The 18,885-nt window shown below is 64.4% G+C and carries 30 protein-coding genes; 4 read left to right on the top strand and 26 right to left on the bottom strand.

What is annotated here, in order from left to right:
- Nucleotides 1-18: 18 nt before the first annotated feature.
- Nucleotides 19-255 carry a hypothetical protein gene (locus tag E4487_RS12315; protein ID WP_175253476.1) on the bottom strand — a complete coding sequence of 79 codons (237 nt, stop codon included), beginning with the start codon at nt 253-255 and terminating at the stop codon, nt 19-21.
- A gap of 145 nt (nt 256-400) precedes the next feature.
- On the opposite strand from E4487_RS12315, the gene E4487_RS12310 reads away from it, so the two are divergent.
- From E4487_RS12310 to E4487_RS12295, 4 genes are read left to right on the top strand one after another with little or no spacing between them, the layout of a single operon-like run.
- A complete protein-coding gene (locus tag E4487_RS12310; RefSeq protein WP_175253508.1) occupies nt 401-817 on the top strand; it encodes a helix-turn-helix domain-containing protein in 417 nt (138 codons plus the stop codon).
- 35 nt (nt 818-852) lie between these two features.
- Complete coding sequence (locus E4487_RS12305; RefSeq protein WP_175253475.1) at nt 853-1,158, top strand: hypothetical protein; 306 nt, start codon at nt 853-855, stop codon at nt 1,156-1,158.
- Nucleotides 1,159-1,196: 38 nt separating this feature from the next.
- A complete protein-coding gene (locus E4487_RS12300; protein WP_175253474.1) occupies nt 1,197-2,057 on the top strand; it encodes a DUF6731 family protein in 861 nt (286 codons plus the stop codon).
- On the top strand, nt 2,054-2,464 hold the full coding sequence (locus E4487_RS12295; protein ID WP_175253473.1) for a hypothetical protein: 411 nt from the start codon (nt 2,054-2,056) through the stop codon (nt 2,462-2,464). Before E4487_RS12300 ends, E4487_RS12295 begins: the two co-directional genes overlap by 4 nt.
- A 64-nt stretch (nt 2,465-2,528) precedes the next feature.
- On the opposite strand, the gene E4487_RS12290 is transcribed toward E4487_RS12295, so the two are convergent.
- The 25 genes from E4487_RS12290 to gpM all read right to left on the bottom strand — a co-directional run bounded on the left by E4487_RS12290 (nt 2,529) and on the right by gpM (nt 18,883).
- Nucleotides 2,529-3,746, bottom strand: a complete 1,218-nt coding sequence (locus tag E4487_RS12290) for a phage late control D family protein (RefSeq protein ID WP_373921524.1) — start codon at nt 3,744-3,746, stop codon at nt 2,529-2,531.
- 29 nt (nt 3,747-3,775) lie between these two features.
- Complete coding sequence (locus tag E4487_RS12285; protein WP_175253471.1) at nt 3,776-4,216, bottom strand: phage tail protein; 441 nt, start codon at nt 4,214-4,216, stop codon at nt 3,776-3,778.
- 6 nt (nt 4,217-4,222) lie between these two features.
- The gene (locus E4487_RS12280) at nt 4,223-6,775 is read right to left on the bottom strand and encodes a phage tail tape measure protein (RefSeq protein WP_175253470.1); all 2,553 of its coding nucleotides are present in this window, start codon (nt 6,773-6,775) and stop codon (nt 4,223-4,225) included.
- Nucleotides 6,732-6,887 (bottom strand): GpE family phage tail protein, encoded by a 156-nt coding sequence (locus E4487_RS12275; protein WP_175253469.1) that lies wholly within the window; start codon nt 6,885-6,887, stop codon nt 6,732-6,734. The genes E4487_RS12280 and E4487_RS12275 overlap by 44 nt, the downstream gene beginning before the upstream one ends.
- An 11-nt stretch (nt 6,888-6,898) precedes the next feature.
- On the bottom strand, nt 6,899-7,207 hold the full coding sequence (locus E4487_RS12270; RefSeq protein WP_175253468.1) for a phage tail assembly protein: 309 nt from the start codon (nt 7,205-7,207) through the stop codon (nt 6,899-6,901).
- Nucleotides 7,208-7,283: 76 nt separating this feature from the next.
- A complete protein-coding gene (locus E4487_RS12265; protein WP_175253467.1) occupies nt 7,284-7,799 on the bottom strand; it encodes a phage major tail tube protein in 516 nt (171 codons plus the stop codon).
- Between the two features lie 30 nt (nt 7,800-7,829).
- Nucleotides 7,830-9,020 (bottom strand): phage tail sheath protein, encoded by a 1,191-nt coding sequence (locus E4487_RS12260; protein ID WP_175253466.1) that lies wholly within the window; start codon nt 9,018-9,020, stop codon nt 7,830-7,832.
- A 158-nt stretch (nt 9,021-9,178) separates the two neighbouring features.
- Nucleotides 9,179-9,754 carry a phage tail protein gene (locus E4487_RS12255; RefSeq protein WP_175253465.1) on the bottom strand — a complete coding sequence of 192 codons (576 nt, stop codon included), beginning with the start codon at nt 9,752-9,754 and terminating at the stop codon, nt 9,179-9,181.
- Nucleotides 9,755-9,762: 8 nt separating this feature from the next.
- Nucleotides 9,763-11,298 carry a phage tail protein gene (locus tag E4487_RS12250; RefSeq protein ID WP_175253464.1) on the bottom strand — a complete coding sequence of 512 codons (1,536 nt, stop codon included), beginning with the start codon at nt 11,296-11,298 and terminating at the stop codon, nt 9,763-9,765.
- A complete protein-coding gene (locus E4487_RS12245; protein ID WP_175253463.1) occupies nt 11,295-11,912 on the bottom strand; it encodes a phage tail protein I in 618 nt (205 codons plus the stop codon). The genes E4487_RS12250 and E4487_RS12245 overlap by 4 nt, the downstream gene beginning before the upstream one ends.
- On the bottom strand, nt 11,912-12,817 hold the full coding sequence (locus tag E4487_RS12240; RefSeq protein WP_175253462.1) for a baseplate J/gp47 family protein: 906 nt from the start codon (nt 12,815-12,817) through the stop codon (nt 11,912-11,914). The genes E4487_RS12245 and E4487_RS12240 overlap by 1 nt, the downstream gene beginning before the upstream one ends.
- Nucleotides 12,814-13,158, bottom strand: coding sequence for a GPW/gp25 family protein (locus E4487_RS12235; protein ID WP_175253461.1), 345 nt, complete (start codon nt 13,156-13,158; stop codon nt 12,814-12,816). Before E4487_RS12235 ends, E4487_RS12240 begins: the two co-directional genes overlap by 4 nt.
- A gap of 2 nt (nt 13,159-13,160) precedes the next feature.
- Nucleotides 13,161-13,454 (bottom strand): PAAR domain-containing protein, encoded by a 294-nt coding sequence (locus E4487_RS12230; RefSeq protein WP_175253460.1) that lies wholly within the window; start codon nt 13,452-13,454, stop codon nt 13,161-13,163.
- 8 nt (nt 13,455-13,462) lie between these two features.
- A complete protein-coding gene (locus E4487_RS12225) occupies nt 13,463-13,930 on the bottom strand; it encodes a phage baseplate assembly protein V (RefSeq protein ID WP_175253459.1) in 468 nt (155 codons plus the stop codon).
- Between the two features lie 60 nt (nt 13,931-13,990).
- Nucleotides 13,991-14,446, bottom strand: a complete 456-nt coding sequence (locus E4487_RS12220) for a phage virion morphogenesis protein (protein WP_175253507.1) — start codon at nt 14,444-14,446, stop codon at nt 13,991-13,993.
- Nucleotides 14,443-14,856 (bottom strand): phage tail protein, encoded by a 414-nt coding sequence (locus E4487_RS12215; protein ID WP_175253458.1) that lies wholly within the window; start codon nt 14,854-14,856, stop codon nt 14,443-14,445. The genes E4487_RS12220 and E4487_RS12215 overlap by 4 nt, the downstream gene beginning before the upstream one ends.
- Nucleotides 14,853-15,059 carry an Rz1-like lysis system protein LysC gene (gene lysC / locus E4487_RS24425; RefSeq protein WP_257229415.1) on the bottom strand — a complete coding sequence of 69 codons (207 nt, stop codon included), beginning with the start codon at nt 15,057-15,059 and terminating at the stop codon, nt 14,853-14,855. Before lysC ends, E4487_RS12215 begins: the two co-directional genes overlap by 4 nt.
- Nucleotides 14,959-15,408, bottom strand: coding sequence for a DUF2570 domain-containing protein (locus tag E4487_RS24530; protein ID WP_175253457.1), 450 nt, complete (start codon nt 15,406-15,408; stop codon nt 14,959-14,961). The genes lysC and E4487_RS24530 overlap by 101 nt, the downstream gene beginning before the upstream one ends.
- Nucleotides 15,405-16,262, bottom strand: a complete 858-nt coding sequence (locus E4487_RS12205) for an N-acetylmuramidase family protein (RefSeq protein ID WP_175253456.1) — start codon at nt 16,260-16,262, stop codon at nt 15,405-15,407. The genes E4487_RS24530 and E4487_RS12205 overlap by 4 nt, the downstream gene beginning before the upstream one ends.
- On the bottom strand, nt 16,259-16,573 hold the full coding sequence (locus E4487_RS12200) for a phage holin, lambda family (protein ID WP_257229414.1): 315 nt from the start codon (nt 16,571-16,573) through the stop codon (nt 16,259-16,261). Before E4487_RS12200 ends, E4487_RS12205 begins: the two co-directional genes overlap by 4 nt.
- Entirely contained in the window at nt 16,566-17,063 is a 498-nt protein-coding gene (locus E4487_RS12195; RefSeq protein WP_175253454.1) for a hypothetical protein, read from the bottom strand. The genes E4487_RS12200 and E4487_RS12195 overlap by 8 nt, the downstream gene beginning before the upstream one ends.
- On the bottom strand, nt 17,054-17,263 hold the full coding sequence (locus tag E4487_RS12190) for a tail protein X (protein ID WP_175253453.1): 210 nt from the start codon (nt 17,261-17,263) through the stop codon (nt 17,054-17,056). Before E4487_RS12190 ends, E4487_RS12195 begins: the two co-directional genes overlap by 10 nt.
- Nucleotides 17,263-17,463, bottom strand: coding sequence for a hypothetical protein (locus E4487_RS12185; RefSeq protein WP_175253452.1), 201 nt, complete (start codon nt 17,461-17,463; stop codon nt 17,263-17,265). Before E4487_RS12185 ends, E4487_RS12190 begins: the two co-directional genes overlap by 1 nt.
- A complete protein-coding gene (locus E4487_RS12180; protein ID WP_175253451.1) occupies nt 17,463-17,924 on the bottom strand; it encodes a head completion/stabilization protein in 462 nt (153 codons plus the stop codon). Before E4487_RS12180 ends, E4487_RS12185 begins: the two co-directional genes overlap by 1 nt.
- Nucleotides 17,925-18,028: 104 nt before the next feature.
- Nucleotides 18,029-18,883 carry a phage terminase small subunit gene (gene gpM, locus E4487_RS12175; RefSeq protein WP_175253450.1) on the bottom strand — a complete coding sequence of 285 codons (855 nt, stop codon included), beginning with the start codon at nt 18,881-18,883 and terminating at the stop codon, nt 18,029-18,031.
- Nucleotides 18,884-18,885 lie beyond the last annotated feature (2 nt).

Genomic DNA, 18,885 nt, shown 5'->3' with positions numbered 1-18,885 from the left:
TGGGCTGGCGGTTAAGGTTCAGCAGGCTTGGGCAAAGGGGTGCGCAAGCAAACCGGGGATCAGCTCGGTGCCGATCTGCTTGGACAGGTCACGCATGATCGAGAAGGCGATGCGACCGTTGGGCAGGGTTTCAGAACCTGCCCAGCGCGCTACCGTCTGAGTGACCGTGCGCGGGTCGTAGCCCTTGGCGAGCGCGAATTGGCGGAAGTTGCTGTCTTGCTCGATGAGGCGAGCGCGGATTTGGTTGTATGTCATGGCTGGCAGCCTCATTGCATAGGGTGTGCGGCGTAGGTTTTGCAGTGGCACGTCATGGTTTGGCGTTGCCTTTGCGGGTAATCTGTTCGCATTGAGCGAGAATATATTTCGCAAAACACGAGCAGTCAACCAAAAAACTAACATTATGCGAGAAAATTCTTTGGAACAGATTCTGGGGCGTTTGCTACAGGTGCTGTCCGCTAAGAACGAATCTGAGCTAGCTAGGCGGCTTGGTACGTCTTCTTCGAACGTGAGCACATGGAGGAAGCGCGGGAGCGTTCCGCTCGCAATATGCGAACAAGTGGCGCGTGAACGTGGCTTGAGCCTGGACTGGCTGCTCTATGGTGAGGGAGCGATGCACCGTGGTGAGGCAGGGCAGGCGGCGCCAATAGCCGCCGAGACGCCCCGCGAACAGGCGTTGCTGGCGCTATGGCGCGAGCTGGACGAGGACGCCCAGCGAGAAATACAGCGAGCTGCTGAGGAAAAGAAACGCCTGAATACCCTCGAACAACGTGTTTCGGAGCTGGAGGCCGTTGTCGCAGCTGGCAAAAGGCTGGCATAGTCTGTTCCCATTGAGAACAGATGGCAGGCCAGGGAATGGACGAAGAACTCCGCTCTGAAATCTTCAAGAACGCCAAGCAGCTGCATGGCGTGCCCTATCTGAGTCGGTACGGCTATGTCGAGGAAGTGCTCGAAATGGAGCGCTTCCTCCATGCAATCGCCGCTGAGCAGCTCCAGAGCTACGTGCTCAGCCTGTACTACGACTCCAATGCATCCTTCTGCGATATCGAGACGGTCGAAGGCCTTACCGCCAATGACCCCGACGGCGTGCGCCTGACGCAGGCTGCCGCTGAACATATCTCCCAGTTTCATCTATTCGGTGTCATAGGCCACCGCGCGTAAGCGTCCGCCTGCCGGTTGATCGTATAGCGAGCTAATTAATGAAGATACATGCTTTTAAAGTAAGTGAAGACCAGGGCTCCGCGAGCCTGGATGATGTGCTTAAGAAAGTAAAAGCCGAGAAAAAGTTAGAGAAACGAATTAGGCTCATCAATAAGGCTGAGTTACGGATAGATTCGATAGAGTTTCGTGATGGCATTTGGCTGTTGGATTTTGTGAAATTCCGGCAGACGCAGGGGCCAGGGCGCGGTAAAAAACGCGCAAAGACTGAAGGCTTTGAATTCAAGAAGGGCGAGAGCTTTGCTGAAGAAACGGCAGCGCTATACGACCCGGCAACGAAATATATGCTCGTTCAATACAATCACTCCGGTGTGCGCTCTGGCTCCATTTCTCAGTATCTGAGTGATTATGATGAGGCGGCAACAAATATTTACGACCTGAATCCAAAGTATGACCCTGAGACTGAGCGCAAGCTGCAGCGAAAGGTGATTAAGAGAAGCTTAAGCTTTCGAATTGATGTCACTCAGATGACTGCGCAAGATTTAAAAAGTGGTGTTGCGTTAGAGAAAGCAATTGCTTTCGGTCGTGACTGCTCTGCTGGGCAAATCACGGTCGAGCTTGCAGCTGGCGGCACACGTGACAAGTCTCTGAAGGGTATGGCTGGCGATACGCTAGCGGCCCTAATAAACCTAGCCAAAAGCAACCCCGAGGCCGTACAAAGTGTTAAGGTCGGAGGTAAGGAAACAGAGGACGCAGCCGTAGAAGTATTGGATCTTCTTACCGAGCGCTTACACGTTGAGTTTTCTGACATCAAGCCTGGTATTGATCTGCGCCTACCGCTTGAAGATCGATGGAAAGGGCTGATGAGAGCAAGAAACGGATGGAAAAAAGTACTGAAATGAGTCTGTGGTTTGAGAGACTGTATCCGTACATTCTAATGGGGGTGGCTGCGTTCCTTTGGTGTCGATTACAGATTTCATTTCCTGTCTCAGAGTCCGTGCTCTCTTCAACATTGAGTGTGGCTGGTATCTTTGTTGGCTTCCTTGCAACAAGCAAAGCCATACTTATGAGTATGACTTCTTCAATAATAGAGCGCTTGCGTGAGAGCGGCTATATGGGCGTGCTGGCCTCTTACATAGGGCAAGCGATTTGGCTCAATCTTATATTTTGCATTGTTAATATCGTTGGCTATTTTGAGAATCAAAAGGCTGCTTGGTTCTCAGTGCTATGGATTGTCTTTGCTGTTGGCGCGTTTGCGTCGTTTGCAAGGGTTACTACAGTAATGTTGAAGATATTTAAATATCACTGAGCATCTAAATTGCTTACCAATGCCCATATAACAAAGCCCCGTTAGATCGGGGCTTTTTTGTTATTCACGCCTGCAGCCGCCCAGCCTCCCGCTTTACCGCCCGCTCAGCACTGGCCTTGCTGGCGTACAGGTGGGTGAGGCGCTTGGGGTTGGTCTGGTCGCCGGCGGTGACGGGGTGCTGGGCGCCGGTCTTGTCGTCGCGGTACCAGGCGAGAGCGCCGGTGTAGCCGGCACTGGCGTTGCTGGTGAGGGCGTCGCCGTCTGGTAGCTGGCTGGTCAGCTCCAGGCTGGTGGTGTAGCCGTCGGGGGTGTAGGCGTGCTGCACGTTGCCCCCCAGCCAGACGATGGCGCCGATTTCCGCCTTGATGCCGGTGAGGCTGTAGGTCAGTTCGGGGATCAGTTCGGGGCGGCCCTTGGCGAGCACGTAGCTGAGGGTGGCGGTACCGCGTTGCAGGCGCTGCCATTCCGCCCTTGCTGCGGCCAGGGCGCTGGCCTGGTCGGCATAGGTGTGGCGCAGTTCCTTGAGGTTGTCGCCGCTGCCGGCAATGGCCTCTTTGCGCTGGGCGCTGTTGGTTTCGTAGTAGTAGGCCTTGGCACCGGTGTAGCTGTCGCGGTTGGCGTCCAGGTAGCGGTGCTTGTCGCCGTCCGCCCTTGTCAGGGTGATGTGCGGCAGGGGCAGGCCGCTGGCGGTGCTGGCGGCGCCGGTGGGCAGGAACAGCAGGCGCCCGGCCTTGATGCTGGCGATGGCGTCATGCTCGGCGGCCAGGCGGGTGATGAGGTTGAGGTCGGATTCGCCGGCCTGGTCGATGTGCGGCAGGCCGATGGTGGCGAGGGCGACTTGCACCAGGGGCTGCAGGCCGTACTGGGTGGCGATGGTGGTGAGGATGGCGCCGAGCGTCTGGTCGTGCCAGCTGCGCTCACGCTTCTTGGCCAGCCCCTCGCGCAGATCGGCGCTGCGGGCGCGGATGCTGAGGGTGTCCGGCGCGCCGCTGTGCTCCAGCTCGTCCACCTTGTAGGTGCCTTTGTCCACCAGCCCGGTATCACTCCAGCCGAGCCACAGGCTGATGGTGGCGCCCTTGGGCGGGATGGCGAGCAGCCCGTCGTGGTCGGACAGCTGAATGTCGAGTTGGTCGGCCTCCATGCCGCGATTGTCCTGCAGGTTGATGCTGACCAGGCGGGCGATGACGTCGGCGGTGATGTCGTGGCCGTCGACCACCACGCGGCAGATGGGGTGCGCGTAGGTGAGGGCGGCAGCGGTTTTGCCGGCCTGCTCGCGCAGGATGCGCCCAGCGAGTGGGGCCAGTTCACCGATCACAGCACGCCCCGCAGGATGTCGCCGAGGGCACCGGTGAGGCTGCCGAGCAGATCCACGCGGCTTTCATCCACGCGGGTGAGCTTGAGGGTGAACTCGATACGGCGGGCGGCGCCGTCGCGGAAGAAGTAGGTACGGGTTTCGCTGAGGTCTTCGATGACGTAGATGCCGTAGATGCGCCCGGTGCCCTCGATCAGCGACCAGGCTTTGCCGGTGTCGGCCATGACGCGCAGGGTGTCGAGGCTGAGCACGTTGCCGGCGATTTCGGGCAGCAGCACGCCGGGCAGGGTGATGGTTTCGTCGCCGGGGCCCAGGTACTGGCGCGCCGGGCGGGCGCCGATGCGGCTGGTGCTGCCATGGCGCCAGGCGCTCTGCCGTTGGAACTCCTGGTAGGCAAGGGTTTGCATGCTGAACACGAACATGCCGAGGGCCATCATCATGGCTGGTTACTCCTGGTCGTACAGCGCCGAGCGCATGCGGGCGGCTTTGGCGCGGTCGCGCTCATTTAGCACTTGCTCGAGCATGCGGCGTGTTGCTGCCATATCGCCGCCGCCCTGAATCGTGATGTGGATGGTGTCGCCCTCGACGACGACGGGCCGGCCAGCGTTGCGCCCGGCGCCGGCTGCGGCCAGCGGTGCACGGTTGTCGAAGGCGACTTGACCGCCGATGGTCTGGTTGCCGGCTTGCACCAGGTTGTTGCCGATGCGCTGCAGGGCGCTGAGCGGGTTGCTCTGCTCGGCCAGCAGGCCCTGGCCGTAGCCCTGCATGGTGTAGCCGCCGAGCTGGGCGAACACGCGGGACGGGCTGTGGATGCCGAGTTTCTGCTTGAACCAATCAATGGCGGCGCCGCCGGCGCCGGTGATGGCGTCTTTCACGCGGCCCAGGCCGGCGGTGATGCCGTTCACCAGGCCGTCCATGAGCATGCCGCCGAAGTCGGTGAAGCGGGCAGGGATGTCGACGCCGAAGTAGCTCAGCACGCCCGCCAGCGCGCGGTGAAACAGGCCCAGCGGGCTGAAGTTGAGGATGGTGGCAGCGATGCCGGACAGGCCACCGGAGAAGCCGGCCTTGATTTCGCCCCACAGGCCGGCGAAGTAGGGGCCGATGCGGTCCCAGTTGCTGTAGATGAGCGCGGCGCCGACCGCGATGCCGGTGATGATGGCCAGGATGGGGTTGGCCATGGCCGCCACGGCGAGGGCGCGCAGCCCGGTGGCGACCAGGGGCAGGGCGACTTTGCCGAGGCTGAACAGGGTACTGGCCAGACCGGCGCCACGGATGCCGAACAGCATCATGCCGTAGCGCACCATGGCGAACGGGCCGAGCACGCTGGCCATGGCCAGGGTAAGGCCGCCCATGCCGGCCATGACCAAGCCGAGGCCAGCGGCGGTCTTTACCAGCTGGCTGGCCAATGCGGGGTTCTCAGCGACCCAGGTTTTCACGCTGCCGATAACGCGGGTGATGCCTTGGGTGATGCCGCGCAGGGGGCCGTTCTGCTGCGTCTGTAGCTCAATACCGAAGTTCGCCCAGGCGCTTCCCAGCGCAGTCAGATCGCCTTGTAGGTTGTCGCCTTTGATTCGCGCGACCTCTTCGGCGAGCCCGTTCACCTGGCGTAGGTCAGCGATGAAACCCTGCAGCGCGCCGCTACCCGCCTGATCGACCAGGTAGGACATGCCCTTGACGGCTTCGTCGCCTGCAATCGCCTTGAGGTAGCCGCCTCGGGTCGCTGTGCCCAGCGCCTTGGTCCTGTCGTAGACGTCCTTGAGGATGTCCGGCATGGGGCGCATGTTGCCGGCGGCATCGGCGGTTGTGATGCCAAGCGCTTCCAGCGCTTTGGCCGCTGCCTTGGGTGGAGCCGCCAGGCGGTTCATGATCGCCGAGAGGGCGGTGCCGCCCATGCTGCCCTGGATACCTGCGTCTCCCAGTTTGCCGGCCATGGCAGAGACCGTTTCAAGGTCTACTGCGTAGGTCTTAGCGATGGGGGCGGCGTACTTCATCGTTTCGCCCAGCATCTGCAGGTTGGTGTTGGAGTTGCTGAACGTGGCGGTGAGCACGTCACCGAGGCGCCCCATTTGGTTGGCGCGCATTCCCAAGCCGCTGAGAATGTTCGACGCGATGTCGGCGGTATCGGCGAGCTCTGCGTCACCGGCTTTGGCCAGTGCAAGCATTCCGGGCATTGACGCCAGAATAGAGTCCACCTTGAAGCCGGCCATGGCCAGGAAGCCTTGCGCTTCGGCCGCCTGGACAGCGGTGAACTGTGTGCTGGCTCCAAGCTCACGCGCCTGTTCGCGGAGCGCTGTAAGGCCCGCACTACCTTTCTGTTGCTTCGTTAGCGCCTGCACCTTGCTCATGCTGGCGTCGAAGTCGAGCCCCGGGGCCAGCAGGCGGGCGCCGCTGTAGAGAATGCCGCTACCAGTGGCCAGCCCGCCGGCGCCGGTGGCGGCCATGCTGCCCGCCAGGGCCTGGGTGCGCTGGTATTGGTCCTTTGCCCTGGCCAGGCGTTGCTGCTGGGCGGTGAGGCGCTTGAGCCTGGCCTCTTGTGTGGCCATGGCTTGGTTGGTGGCGGTGACCTTGGCCTTGAGGTCGCGCTCGGCCTGGCCAAGTTGGGCGGTGCTGATGCCGGCGGCACTGAGTTTGCCGCGCAGGCCCTGCAGCTCGCGCTGTTGCTCGGCGTGCTTGGCCTTGAGGCTGGTGGCCTCGCGGATGGCGCGTTGAAACTGCTGGTTGAGCGCCTTGGTTGGCGCCTCGGTGCTGCGCAGCTGTTGCGAGAGTTGCCGCACGCGCTCGCGGCTGGCCTGCATGGCCTTGCCGGTTTGCTCGGTTTGGCCCTTGAGGGCGCGGAAGCTGGAGAGGTCGCTTTGCTGGGCCTGCAGGCCCTTGAGTTCGGCACGGGTGGCCTTGAGGTCGCGGCCCAGGCCAATGGCGCTGCGACCGGCCTCGCGGAAGGGCTTACTGGCGCGGTTAAGCCCTTGTAGTACCACCTGGAGTTTTAGGTCGCGCGCCATGTTGCAGTTCCCATCGTTCTCGGGCGCGCTCGCGCCATTCCATCAGTTCCGCCAGGGGCATGGCGTTCATCTGCTCGGGCCCCCAGTGGAAGACCATGGCGATATCCGCCATGGCATCGTCGACTACTCGGGGGAGGCCTCTGCCGCCGGCTTCTGCGGCGGCGTTTGCAAAAAAACGGCGATTTCATCCGCGCAGCGGGTGAGGTCGTAGGCGTCCAGGGCGGCGGCTTCCTGTTCCACCAGGGTGGGCTGGCTGATGCGGGGCAGCAGGCGGATGACGGCGTTGACGTCGCCCTGCACCAGGTCGGCCAGCTTTAGGCCGCGCAGTTCGCCCGAGCCTGGGCGGCGCAGGGTGATGCTGGTGATCTTGGTTTTGCCGGTGCCGACCGGGGTCGCAAGCTCGATCGGGTCGCTGTAGATGGGTTGGGACATGGGGGGCTCCTTCGATGTTGGGTGCTGGCCAGCGGCGCGGGTGCGCCGTGACCAGCTTCGGGGTGGGTTATGCGGGTTACAGGCCGATGGCGGCGCGTTGTTCGGCGAGGATGTCGACGCCGTTGACCTTGAAGATCATGCCGAGGATGTCGATTTCGATCTCTTCGACGCCGTCTACCACCAGCTTGTAGTAGGTGCAGGCGGTGGTGATGGTGTGCTCGGTGTCTTCACCGGCTTCGGCATCGCCGAAGCTGTAGGTTTCATGCCGGCCACGGGCGACGACTTCGACTTTGGTTACGGCACCGTTGTCGTCTTGCTGGTAGGCCCCGGCCCAGCGCAGGGCCACGCCGCTGGCGTTGGTGATGCCGAACTGGCGCAGGCTGATCAGATCCAGCCCGCCAACGGTCCATTCGATCTTGAGAAGATCGTCACCCATGCCCAAATCGGCGCCGACCCCGCCGTCCATGCCGGCGCCGCGCCACGCTTCCAGCTTGCGGGTGAGGTCCGGCAGGGTGATGGTTTTGGCGATGCCCTGGTAGCTGTTGGCGTCGTTGAAAATGTTCTGATTCTTGAGTTTGCGGGGCATGGCCATGGTCAGGCGCTCCTATGCAATGGTGGCCGATCAGGCGTTGATGCGCGACGGGAAGTCCATCAGGTACGAATCCGTGATGCGCTGCTGGAACACGAGGTTTTCCAGCGGTGGCACGGGGGTGTAGTCGTAGTCGATGGTGAGCTTGCCGACCTGCAGCGTTGCGGCCTCGTTCGATGCGGGGTCGTACCAGCACTGGCCGTCGATGATGTAACCGGCCTGCTTGAGTTCGCGGAATTTGGCGTTGATGCCTTCGATGATGTCGCGCACCAGGGAAGGGTGCATGGGCTTGTCTACGGCCCACATGTGGGCTTCGGCGATGGTGTCGGCCAGCACCTGGGCGGTGCGGGTGGCGCTTTCGAAGGCGAAGAGCGGGTCTTCGCTGCAGGTGCGCGAGCCCCAGAAGCGGAAGCCGCCTTCGCGGATGAGGGTGGTGACTTCGTTCTCGTTGAGGTAGCCGGCGTCGGTCGCTGGGTTCTGCAGATCCCAGAACACCGGTTTGCTGATGCCGGTGACGCCGTTGGCGGCGATGTTGGAGATGGTTTTGTGCCAGCCGACTTGCTCGTCCAGCTTGGCGCGCATGCCGAGGGCGGTGGCGACGGCTGGGCGGATGACGGTGGCGTTCTCGGTTGTGCTCCAGGTTTCGAACTCGGGCCAGATGACCATGACTTCGCGGGCACCGAAGTTGTCGCGGTAGGCGACGGCCTCTTCCTTCGTCGCGCACTCCCAGGCGGAGACGTAGGCGAAGGCGCGCAGCTGCTGGGCGATGCTGATGAGCTCGTTGGCGACGGGCAGGGCGTCGAGCCCCGGCACGCCGAGGATGCGCGGCGTAACGCCGAGTTTGGCCTTGGCGCCCAGCAGGGCCTTGAGGCCGGTGTATTGGCCGTCAGCAGTGACGGTGCCGACCAGCTTGCTGATCTGGTCGGCCTGTTTGGCGGCGTCGTCTGCGCCTTCGCCATCGGCCACACGCACCACGACGGTGAAGGGGCTGGCGTTGGCGGCGATGGCGGCGAGCGATGCGGCGAGTGTACCGAGGGTGCCGGCCTTTCCGATGGCGCTGAGCACGTCAGTGAGCAGTACGGGGGTGTTGAGCGGGAAGAACGCGGCATCAGCATCGGAGGCGGTGGCGACCAGGCCCACGACGGCGGTTGCGATGGTGCGAATGGGGCGGATGCCCTCATTGATCTCGATGACGCGGACGCCGTGATGATATCCGGTTGGCATGGCTGCAGCTCCTGGGCTTGCGGTGATCCAGTGAGCCTTGATGCTGCCGCGCGCGCGTGGCTGCTGCACGCGGCGGGCAGCGTAGCGGGGGGCGGTTCGGCGTGAGGCATAAAAAAGCCCCGCACGGGGCGGGGCAAGTGGTGCAGCAGGCGTGAGGGTCAGGCGTTGTTGCCGATGCCGGCGACGGCGGCCTCGATCGAGGCGATGGTTTGGTCTGCGAGCTGCTGGGCCTGTTCCACCTGGTTGGCGGCCATCAGTGCGCGCACTTGTTCTTTCGCGGCCAGGCGGGTGGTGCGCAGCAGCTCCAGGGCGTTGGTGTAGGCGGCAGCCTCGTTGAGGATGCTGTCGGCCGCTTGCTGCGGCGTGCGGCCGTTGATGGCCCAGGCGGCGACCATGGCAGGCACTTCGCCCTGGTAGTCGGCGGCGGCGAACTGTTCGGCTGCCAGGCGGGCGCGGTCGTACTCCACGGCGCGCAGGGGGTCGCCGGCTACGGCGCGGCGGGCGGCGTCGGCGGCGGTGTCGATGCGTTGGCAGAGTTCGTCGGCGGTCGGTACATGCGCAGCAGGTTCGGTGATGGTTGGGGCGCCGTTGCCGTCAGGATTCAGCTGTTTGCCTGCTGCCAGGGCGTCGAGCAGTTCGATATGGCGGGCGGATTCGATAGCAACGCCGCCGTTGTCGTCAGTGGAGAAGGCAAATCGCCCGTCTGCCTCGATCCATTTTGCATAGATGGTCATGGTTGGCCTCACTTGCCGAACGTAAAGAAGTCGATGTTGCCGGCGATGTTGCTGCCGTTACCCGCCCACTGGTTATCCAGCGTGAAGCCGTTGAGCGTCTTGTCGCGTGGCTGGGCATAGTTGGCGTTCTCTACACGAGTGCCGGTATAGGAGAAGGTGGCAAGCGCCGAGTAGCTCGTTGTGTAAGCGAGCGGCAGCGTCACGGATACGCTTGCGCCGCCTTCCGCCGCAATGGATACCGACCCGCGCTGCAGGATGTAACCGCCCAGCCAGCTGGGCAGTTTGAGGGCCATGTAGGTGCTGGTGACGATTAGGGCGCCGTTGAACAGCTTTTTGGGGGTGACTGCAACGTCATCCAGCGCGCCGGCGTCAACTTCTACCTGCGTAGCCACACGCAGAACGCCGCGCAGCGCTTCGTTGGCGTTGGCAGCTGCTGCGCGCAGGAGCTGCATGCCGCGCAATGGGCTGAGCCAGCGGTTGCCCTGCAGGGCGCCGGCCTCAGCTTCATCTTTTGTCGCTTCCTTGAGGTTCTCCGAGTGCCAGAGTGAGCGCCAGGATGTCCAGATGCCGCCACCCAACAGGCGAAATTTAATAGTTGCAACGCTCGCATCACCTGCCGAGGCATAGGGCATTGCCAGGTGGAGCCTGTTGGTGGAGTGCTTTGCGACCATGTTCCAGTAGTAGTTGACGACACCATTGCCAGTTGCCGGTGCTACTTGTCCATCGGGGTGGTTGGCGTTTCTCGCACCGGCTGCGGCCCCCAGCAAACTGGGGTGCCAGCCAGGCTCCAAGATGGCATCGAAGTCGGTTGCGGCATCTGTCGCCACGGATACGGGCAAGGCGATGCCGCCATCGCTGTCGCCGATTGCCCTGCGCACGAACTCAGTCGTTGCCACCTTCGTTGTTTTGTCGGGGGCCGCTGGCGTTGGTGCTGTCGGTGCTCCTGTGAAGGCCGGTGAGGCGAGTGGCGCGCGAGTCGTATCAGTTGGGTGGCGATGATCAGACCTTGCCGCCTTGGCAGCTGCGCCTGGCGATGCAGCGCCCGCCATGACTGGGTTGGTGTCTGCCAGCAGTGCAGTGACGGTGGTGACTACGTATTCACGGGTGGCCAGCACCACAGACGGGTCGATCTTGAGTTGCACGGCGGCGGTGCTGGCGACGATGAGCACCATGCGCAGCACCTGGGTGCGGCCAGAGCCTTCGGCCAGCAGGGGCTTGTAGCTGGGCGGGCAGTTGGCCACGGCGATCAGGTCCCCATCGGCGTCATAGATGCCCATTTCACGAATCCACCAGCCGCCCACGTTTTCGGGGATTACCAGCTCTGCAATGATCTGGCTGGCGTTGAGCGGGTCGACTTTCAGTTCATTCAGGCCGGCGCGGTACTGCTCGCGCACCAGGGCGGGCTGCAGGCGATCGGGCACGGGCAGGTTGCCGTTGCCATCGCCCACGGCCATGTGGCTGTACTGCACTTGGGTGCCCAGCGCCTGGGCGTTGGCGAGCTTGGCCTCGCCTCGATCAGTGAGAATGGCGAAATAGGTGCTCATGGGTAGATGCTCATGGTGTCGATGGTGTGGGCGGCGCCGCCTAGCAGCACGGCGGGGCTGCTGACTTCAATGGGGCCGGGGGCGTAGGGGTAGACGGTGAGGGTTTCGCCATCGATGGCGGCGGCGCCGATGTAGGTGCGCCCGCGTGTTTCCAGGCCGATGGCCAGGCCGATCAGATGGCGGCTCAGGGGCTTGGCGTCGTCGATCAGGAATGACAGCTCCTGGTACATGGCTTCGGTGATGCCGGTGTCCAATACGCCGATGAGCAGGCGGAAGGTGCCGGGCACGCCGGCCGGCACTTCCTCCCACCATTCGCGGACCTCGATCAGGTAGCCAAGCGGCTCGACCACACGGCGCAGGGCACCGATGGTGCCTTTGCGCGAGTGGATGAAGTAGGCGCTGCGGATGGCGGCGCGCTTGGCGCTCTCGGGCCAGGCCGGCGACCAGCGATCAACTGAGAACGCCCAGGCCAGGTACGGCAGCAGCTCGACGGGGCAGGCGTCCGGGTTCCAGAGGTCGCGCAGCGGAATCGGCACGCGCTCGATCTGCGCCAGGGCCTGGGCGGCGAGGCGCTCCAGCTCGGTGGCGTTGCCGGGCAGCATAGCGACGGCCATTACTCGGCCACCGTGACACTGTAGCCGGTGCAGAACGGGGCCTGCTGGCGGGTGGCGACGATATCGGCCCAACCGACCAGTTCCACGCGCTTGACGCCTTCGATGTGCAATGCGGCATCCAGGGCTGAGCGGTTGACCTCCAGCCCGAGGCGACGGCGCTGGGTGACCAAGGCGGCGAGGCGAGCTTCTGCGGCGGCGCGGATGGGTTCGACTTCTGGTCCTACGGTGTTGAGGTGAAGCACGGCTTCGACCTGGTAGGGCAGCACGGTAGCGCTTTGCACGGTGAGGCGGTCGGCGACTGGGCGGCGGTCTTCGTCTGACAGGTATGCGTCAACGATGGCGAGCAGCTCAGGTGAGGCGGTGCCGTTGCCCAGGGCGCTTTGCACGGTTACCACCACTTCAGCCGGGTTCGGGCTGTCGGCCCAGGCGTCGGCGGCGCGACCGTCCGCACTGCGGGCGTGGAAGATGTAGGCGTTGCGCGGGCCTGCGACTGACAGGCCTTCCATGGCCATTTGGGCGCGCTCGCGCAAGCTGTCGTCACCTTCCATGACGGCAGCCACGGGCGGCACGGCGGTGTTGTCAGCCGGGATGATTACCAGGCGCTGGACGTTGAAGCGGGCGGCGACTTGCTCCAGGTCTTCACCTTCGGCGAAGGCGAGCAGGGTGGCGAGCGCGGCTTCGTTGACGCGCTGTCGCCATACCAGTTCGCGGTAGGCGTTTTCCTGCAGCAGCTTGGCGAGCGGGTCGGACTCCAGCGCCAGCCGGGCGGCGATGGTTTCTTGTTGCTCTGCCGGAAAGGCGCTGACCAGCTCGGCCTTGCGCTCGGCGAGAATCGATTCGTAGTCGAGCGGCTCCACCACGTTGGGGGCGGGTAGGCGGCTGAGGTCGATGGGGGTAAAGCTCATGCGCTGCCCCCAAGTGCGAGGGGTACTTGCAGGTTGATGGCCTCGTTGGTGTCCACGCGGGTGGCCTCCAGATCCAGCACGCCGGCGCTGGCCTCGGCGCCACGTTGCAGCTGTACGCGGGTCAGCCGAATGCGCGGCTCCCAGCGCATGAGGGCCATGGCGGTGGCGGCGTAGATGCGCAGGGTGGTGGCGCCGTGGAAGGGTTGGTCGATGAGGTCCGGCACCTGGCTGCCGTATTCGCGTCGGGCGATGCGGGTGCCGATGCGGGTGCCGAGAATGTCGCCAATCGACTGTTTGATGTGGTCCAGCTCGGTGATGGCGGCGCCGGTGATTCTGTTCATGCTCAGCCCCCCGCGAATACGTTGGCCGAGCCCTGGGCCACGGCGCTGCCGCAGGCGACGGGGTCACCGATGCGGGCGAGCTGCTTGCCGTTGACGCGCACGGTGGTGCTGCCGGCGGCCAGCACGCTGGCATGGGTTTCGGGGATGGTTGGGCAGGTGTGGGCGGCCCAGGCGTCGCCCTGGCGGTGGGCGGCAATGCCGTTTACGCGCACGTTGGGGCTGGCCTCGGTGCAGGGGCGCGGGGGCCAGCAGCCGTGGCCGGTGCAGTTGTCGCCAAGGCGGGAGACGGCAGGCATGGGCGGCCTCAGTTCAGGTCGATGGTGGCGCCGTTGATCTTCACGGCGCCGCTGCAGGTGATGTCGAGGCTGGCCGCGTCGATCTGGACGTGACCGGTGAGCTTGAGGCTGTAGGCGCCGGTTGCGGCGTTGTGCTCGACGTAGTCGCCATTGGCCCACTCGGTTTTGTGGGCTGCTGGGTTGTTGCTGCAGGGCGGGTTGGCGGCGGAGTAGAGGCCGGCCAGCACTTGGCCCTGGGCGAGGTCACCGGAGGGGCTGAGGATGGTGCATTGCTCGCCGACCGATACCGGATTCCATTCGTTGGTAGTGCCGGCGCGGACGGTGAAGAAGGGCAGCCAGCCGGTGAGGATGGAGCCGGTTTTGACGCGGCAGCACGGTAGGCGCCCCTGCGCGGGGTCGCCATGGTCGACTGCGGCAATGGTGCCGGAGCGGATCATGTTGTCGAGGCGGCGGCGGAGTTCGGCAATGGCGTTCATGCGCCGATGGTTACTGCCACGCGCGCGTGATGCACGAAGGCGGCGGCGGAGCGGGGGGCGTTACGGTGCGAGGTGGTCGAGCAGTTCGTCGCGGATCATTTCGAGGTCGGCATCGGCGAAGCCGAGCAGCTCGCGGCGGCTGTATTGAACGTCATCCTGGCCTTTGCCTGGGCGGTCGCGCAGGCCGTACTGGTGAACGCGGGCGAGGCGGGCGGTGCGGGCGAGAAAGCCCAGGGCGATGCTGCTGGCGTCGCTCTGCAGCTTGAGGTAACGGGCCTGGCGCAGCTTGGTGAACATCTTTTGTTTGACGCGCCCCTGTTTGCTGCGCAGGGGCTGGCGGGCTTTGCGCGGTGCGAATGGGGTGCCGTCTGGGTTCTTCTGCGCGGCGATGCGCTGTTGCTGGCTGCGGCGCAGTTTGCGGGCGATGCCCTGGTTGAGCTGGCGGCGCTGCTTGGGATCGAGCTTGGCGAGCAGGGCGCCGGCCCAGTCTTCCATTGCGCGCAGTTCGTCCATCAGAGGTCGCCTAGTTGCGGCTCGAGGGCGTGGGTGATGTCGAGGGCTCCGTCTGGCTGTTTCTTGACGATGACGCGCTCGGTGAGCGGCAGGGTGATGGACATGTCGACCAGGTCGTTGGCGAGGATGTCGGCTTCGAACTGGATGGCGTCCTTGGCTTTGTCCAGGTTCTGCATCAGGTCGGGCTGGTTGATCTTCATCCAGGCAATCACGGGGATGATGACGGCATCCGGGTGGCCGGCGAAGTCGGTGAGGATGGCGTTGAGGGTGTAGCCGTATTCGAATGACAGGCCATCGACAACGGTGGTGCGGGCGCGGCCCTGGTCGATGAAGACGAGCAGTTTGTCCGGGTTGCCATGCAGCTCGGGCACTGCGGCCAGGAGGTGTTGCTTGAGGCTGTTGGCTTTGTTCACGGGTCGGCCCTTGGTTGTTGCTGCTGGTATTCGTAAACCGCGTCGACCTGGGCGGCGCATTCAGCCCAGGCGGACAGCAGGTAGTCGCTGTCGTCGCTGAGGTCAGCGTTGTTCTGTGGCGCTGCTGGCAGCAGGCTGCAGCGCGTTACGACGGGACAGCCAAGTACGGTAAGCGTCTGCTCCGGTGAGGGCGGGGCGCTCATGCAGCCGGCGAGCAGCAGCAGGGAGAGGCTGAGCGCTCCAATCAGCAAAGGTCTGGTCATTGCGGCGGGTCTCCTGTTTCTGGATCTGGCTGGCGGCGTGCTGTTGGCGCACGTCGGCCTGGGCGATCTGCATGGACTGCTGGGCCAGGCGTTGGGAGGCCAGTTCACCGCCCATACGGATGATGGCGTTGGCCTGGCGGGTGTTGCGCTGGGTGAGTTGGTCGATGAGCAGGGCGTCACGCTCGGCCTTTGCCTCGGCGGCCTGGTGCTGCTGGTAGGTGGACCAGAGCAGCAGGGCGAGGGCGCCGAGTAGGGCCAGGCCATAGAGGGATTGGCGCAGGGTGGTCACGCCGCCACCTTCATCTGCCCGCCGCAGCCGCAGCCGGCGTGGCGCTCGTAGGCGCGTTCGAGCTTCACGTCGTAGAGGTTGCGGGCGTAGGCCGGGCCGTTGTAGCGCTTGGCGAACTCGGCCCACTTCTTCGCCTTGAGGGCCTTGAGCAATGCAGCATCGGCTTCGATGTAGCGGACGAAGGCTTCGAACTGCTGGTTTTCGTCCTGGTGCATGAGGGTGATGAACTCGTCGACGCTGTCGTAGCCAAGGCGCTCGGCGTGGTAGCCCATGATCTGGAAGGCGCCCCAGCTGGCGGACTCATTCGCGGCCAGGGTGTCGATGTAGCGGGCATTGGCCAGGCGCTGGTGCTCGGCGGTGCCGCCCGCGTAGCCACCGGGGGCGCGGTTGACCAGGTTGGGTTGCTCAGCGGCGAGCTTGTCGGCGCGGGCGATCAGCGCGGCGCTGTCGTCGCCCTCGCTGCGCACCAGGCACAGGCGGGCGTGCATGACGTGGCGCTCAAACAGGATCTTGGGCTTGCCGTTGGCGAGGAAGCCGGCGCCGTTGCTCTCCACTTCGTTGACGGCGTAGACGGTAGCCAGGTCAGTGCCCAGGCGTTTGGCGGCAGCGACGAGGGTGGCGTTGCTGAGCAGGCGCGAGCAGTCGGCACCGGCCAGGGCACCAAGGGTTTTCTCGCCCGCTACGCCATCGGCGACCAGGCCCACTTTCAACTGGTAGGCGCGGACGGCTTTCTCCGTTGCGTCGCCGAAGTCGCCGTCCGGTACCAGCTTGGCGCCGGCGGCGTTAAGCGCCCATTGCAGTTGCTGGACGGCCTGGGATTTGTCGCCGTGGCGGAGGGTGAGGGGCTTGGTCATAGGGTGTCTACCTTGCGGGCTGCGATGCGGTTCAGGCCGGCGCGCACGCCGTCGGCGCCGATGAGACCGACCATGCCGCCGAAAAATGGGGCCACTTCTACAGGCATGCCGAACAGGGGCAGGCCATTGCTGAGCGCCAGGGTGATAAGGCCGCAGATGAAGCCCTCACCCAGCGCGCGGCGGATGCTGCCGCCGCTGTAGATGAGGCGGGCAGCGGCGAGCGTGGCGGACAGCACGGCGGCGTAGACCAGCGGGTGGTGATGTTCCAGCCAGGCGAGCACCATGGCCCAGGTTTCAGGACGGTCAGGCATATGTGGCATCCGGGTGGCCCTCGTTGAGGGAATGGGCAAGCTGCACGAACGGCAGGCGGTTGATGCGTTCGACTACGCGGCCAATGAGCATGGGGTTGAAGCACTGGCCGATATCGGTGAAGCCGAGGGCTTCGGCACAGAACTCGCTGCAGAACATGCGGGTTTCGCTGTGGATGCCTCGGGCCAGCAGCTGGCTGAGGAAGATGCCGGCCCAGTCGTAGCCGCTGCCTTCGTAGCGGTCGAAAACCTGCTCGATGCGTTTGGCGTTTGCCCAGGGCACGGGGATCAGGTGCCAGTGTTCGGGTTTGTAGTCGATGCGCTTGGCGCGCACGCCACCGTCCATGGCGCTGGCCGAGAGCCAGCGGCCGTCAGGCATGAGCAGTTCGCAGTGGCTGAACTCGGAGCCCGTCCAGGTGCGAATGGCGGCGTTGAACAACTGGCCCTTGCCTTTGTAGAGGGCGAGGGTGATGACGCCGGGTTTCAGTTCCATAGGTTCACCATCTGGCTTTGCTCGGCCTGGGGCGCGGCGGTGGGCAGGTTGATCAGGGTGCCGTTGGGCAGCACGGGGCCGAGGTCGGCCAGGCCGGGGTTGGCGTCGAGCACCAGCTCGACGAGCCCGGCGGTGCGGCCGTAATGGCGCCAGACGACGGCGTCGACGGTGTCGCCCTGGACGGTGCGGAGGGTGTCCATCAGTAGTGTTCCCCGCCGCTGTTGGCCTGGTCGGGGTAGATCCATGGGCCGTCATCGGATACCAGGGCGCCGGGGGAGTTGCCGGTTTCAACCTCGCGGCATACGGCCAGGCCAAGCGGGTGCATGATTTCGCGGTTGATGCGCTCCAGCAGCCCGCGCCGCGAAATTTCGTTCCAGTCGATGACTTGGGGCTTGTTCATCAGAGCAGCTCCACGGTTGTGCGGCTGATGCCGAGCAGGTCGCGGATGGCGAAGCGTTTGTCGCGGCGGTAGTCGTCGGCGGTCAGCTCTTCGGCTTCGCCCCTGGCTGCGCCGGCCTCGGTCGCGGAATAGGTGCGCTTGCGCTCGGCCACTTCTGCGCTTGCCTCGCTGTAAATGGCGCGGCGGTAGGTGTGGACGAGTTCGCTCTCGTTGTTGATCTGGTCGGCGGGTACGGCCTCTAGTGTGTCGTGCCCAAGGGCCATGTAGCGCAGCTTGAGGGTGCGCAGCTCGCGGTTGACGCTGATCATGGCGGCGACGGCGGCTTCTTCCAGGCGGGCGTTGGTGACGTCGCTGCCAATGCGCTGACGCTCGCGCAGGTGGGCGGCGTCGATGTCTGGCCAGAAGCCATCGTTGGTGAGGTTGAATGGCTGCGCGGGTGCGTTGCCTACGAATCCGCTCATTTCAGGCCGCTCGAATAAGTCGGCGGTGGTCGGGGCGTCACAGCGCGGGAAGGAGTTACCTGCTGATCAGCCCCGAGCCGCCGGGGTGCCGGGGGAAGGCTCGGTTAGCTGGCTGAGGTACTGGCTTTTCGGGATGACTTCGTCGACCGGCTCGTCCGGGGTTTCCGGGGAGCTGGTGGCTTCTTGGTCACCGTGGACTCTTGCTTCGCCGGCGTTACCGGCGCTTCCTGAGTCTCCGAGGTTGCCGGTGGTACCGGTGGCTCAGCGTGTTTTTTGAGCTGACGGTCGACGAGCTCCAGGTCGCGCTTGCCGCCGCACTTGTCGTGCAGCTCCAGGGCGCGGGTGAGGAAGTGGCGGGCCACTTCCAGGTTGTGAGCGTCAGCAGTGTTCGGTTTTTCGGGGTCGACCTGGGCGGCAGCGACTCGGCCCATGGCAAGCATGAGCTTGGCGCGTACTTCGTCGGGCATGTCTTCGCCAGCAGTGAGGCGGTCAGCCTCGGCGAGGACGCTGATGTCGAAGGTGCCGCCGGCCTTGAGTGCCTTGAGCGCGGCTTCGGCGATTTCTTCGGCCACCAGGCACGGTACTTTGCGGGCAAAGCGGTCCGGCGGCATGGTGAGGCCGTGTTTCAGCACGTAGGCGGCGATTTCAAGCCCGCCTTGGTAATCGCCAGCGTCGAGGCGCCACACCATGATGGTGGCGACCACTTCGTCCTGAGCGCCCTGGCCGCTGGCAAGCACGCCAGCGATGTAGGGGGCGTAGTCGGGCAGCAGCTTGGCCTTGAGTTCCTCTTTCGCCTGGGTGCTCTGAATGCCTTTGAGCTGCTGGTAGTGCTGGTGCAGCTGGGCCATTTGCAGTTCATAGGCGCCGCTACCGGCCATGGGCTGGTCGGCGGCGGTGCTGGCCGCTTCCTGCGCGGCGGTGACGCGAAGGAAGTGACGTTTGGCGGGACTCATGGCCATGG

Source organism: Pseudomonas sp. BMW13, from assembly GCF_013357275.1.
Taxonomy (GTDB): domain Bacteria; phylum Pseudomonadota; class Gammaproteobacteria; order Pseudomonadales; family Pseudomonadaceae; genus Aquipseudomonas; species Aquipseudomonas khazarica.
Note: the sequence above shows the minus strand (reverse complement) of the source record. Positions and strands in the feature narration are given on the sequence as shown.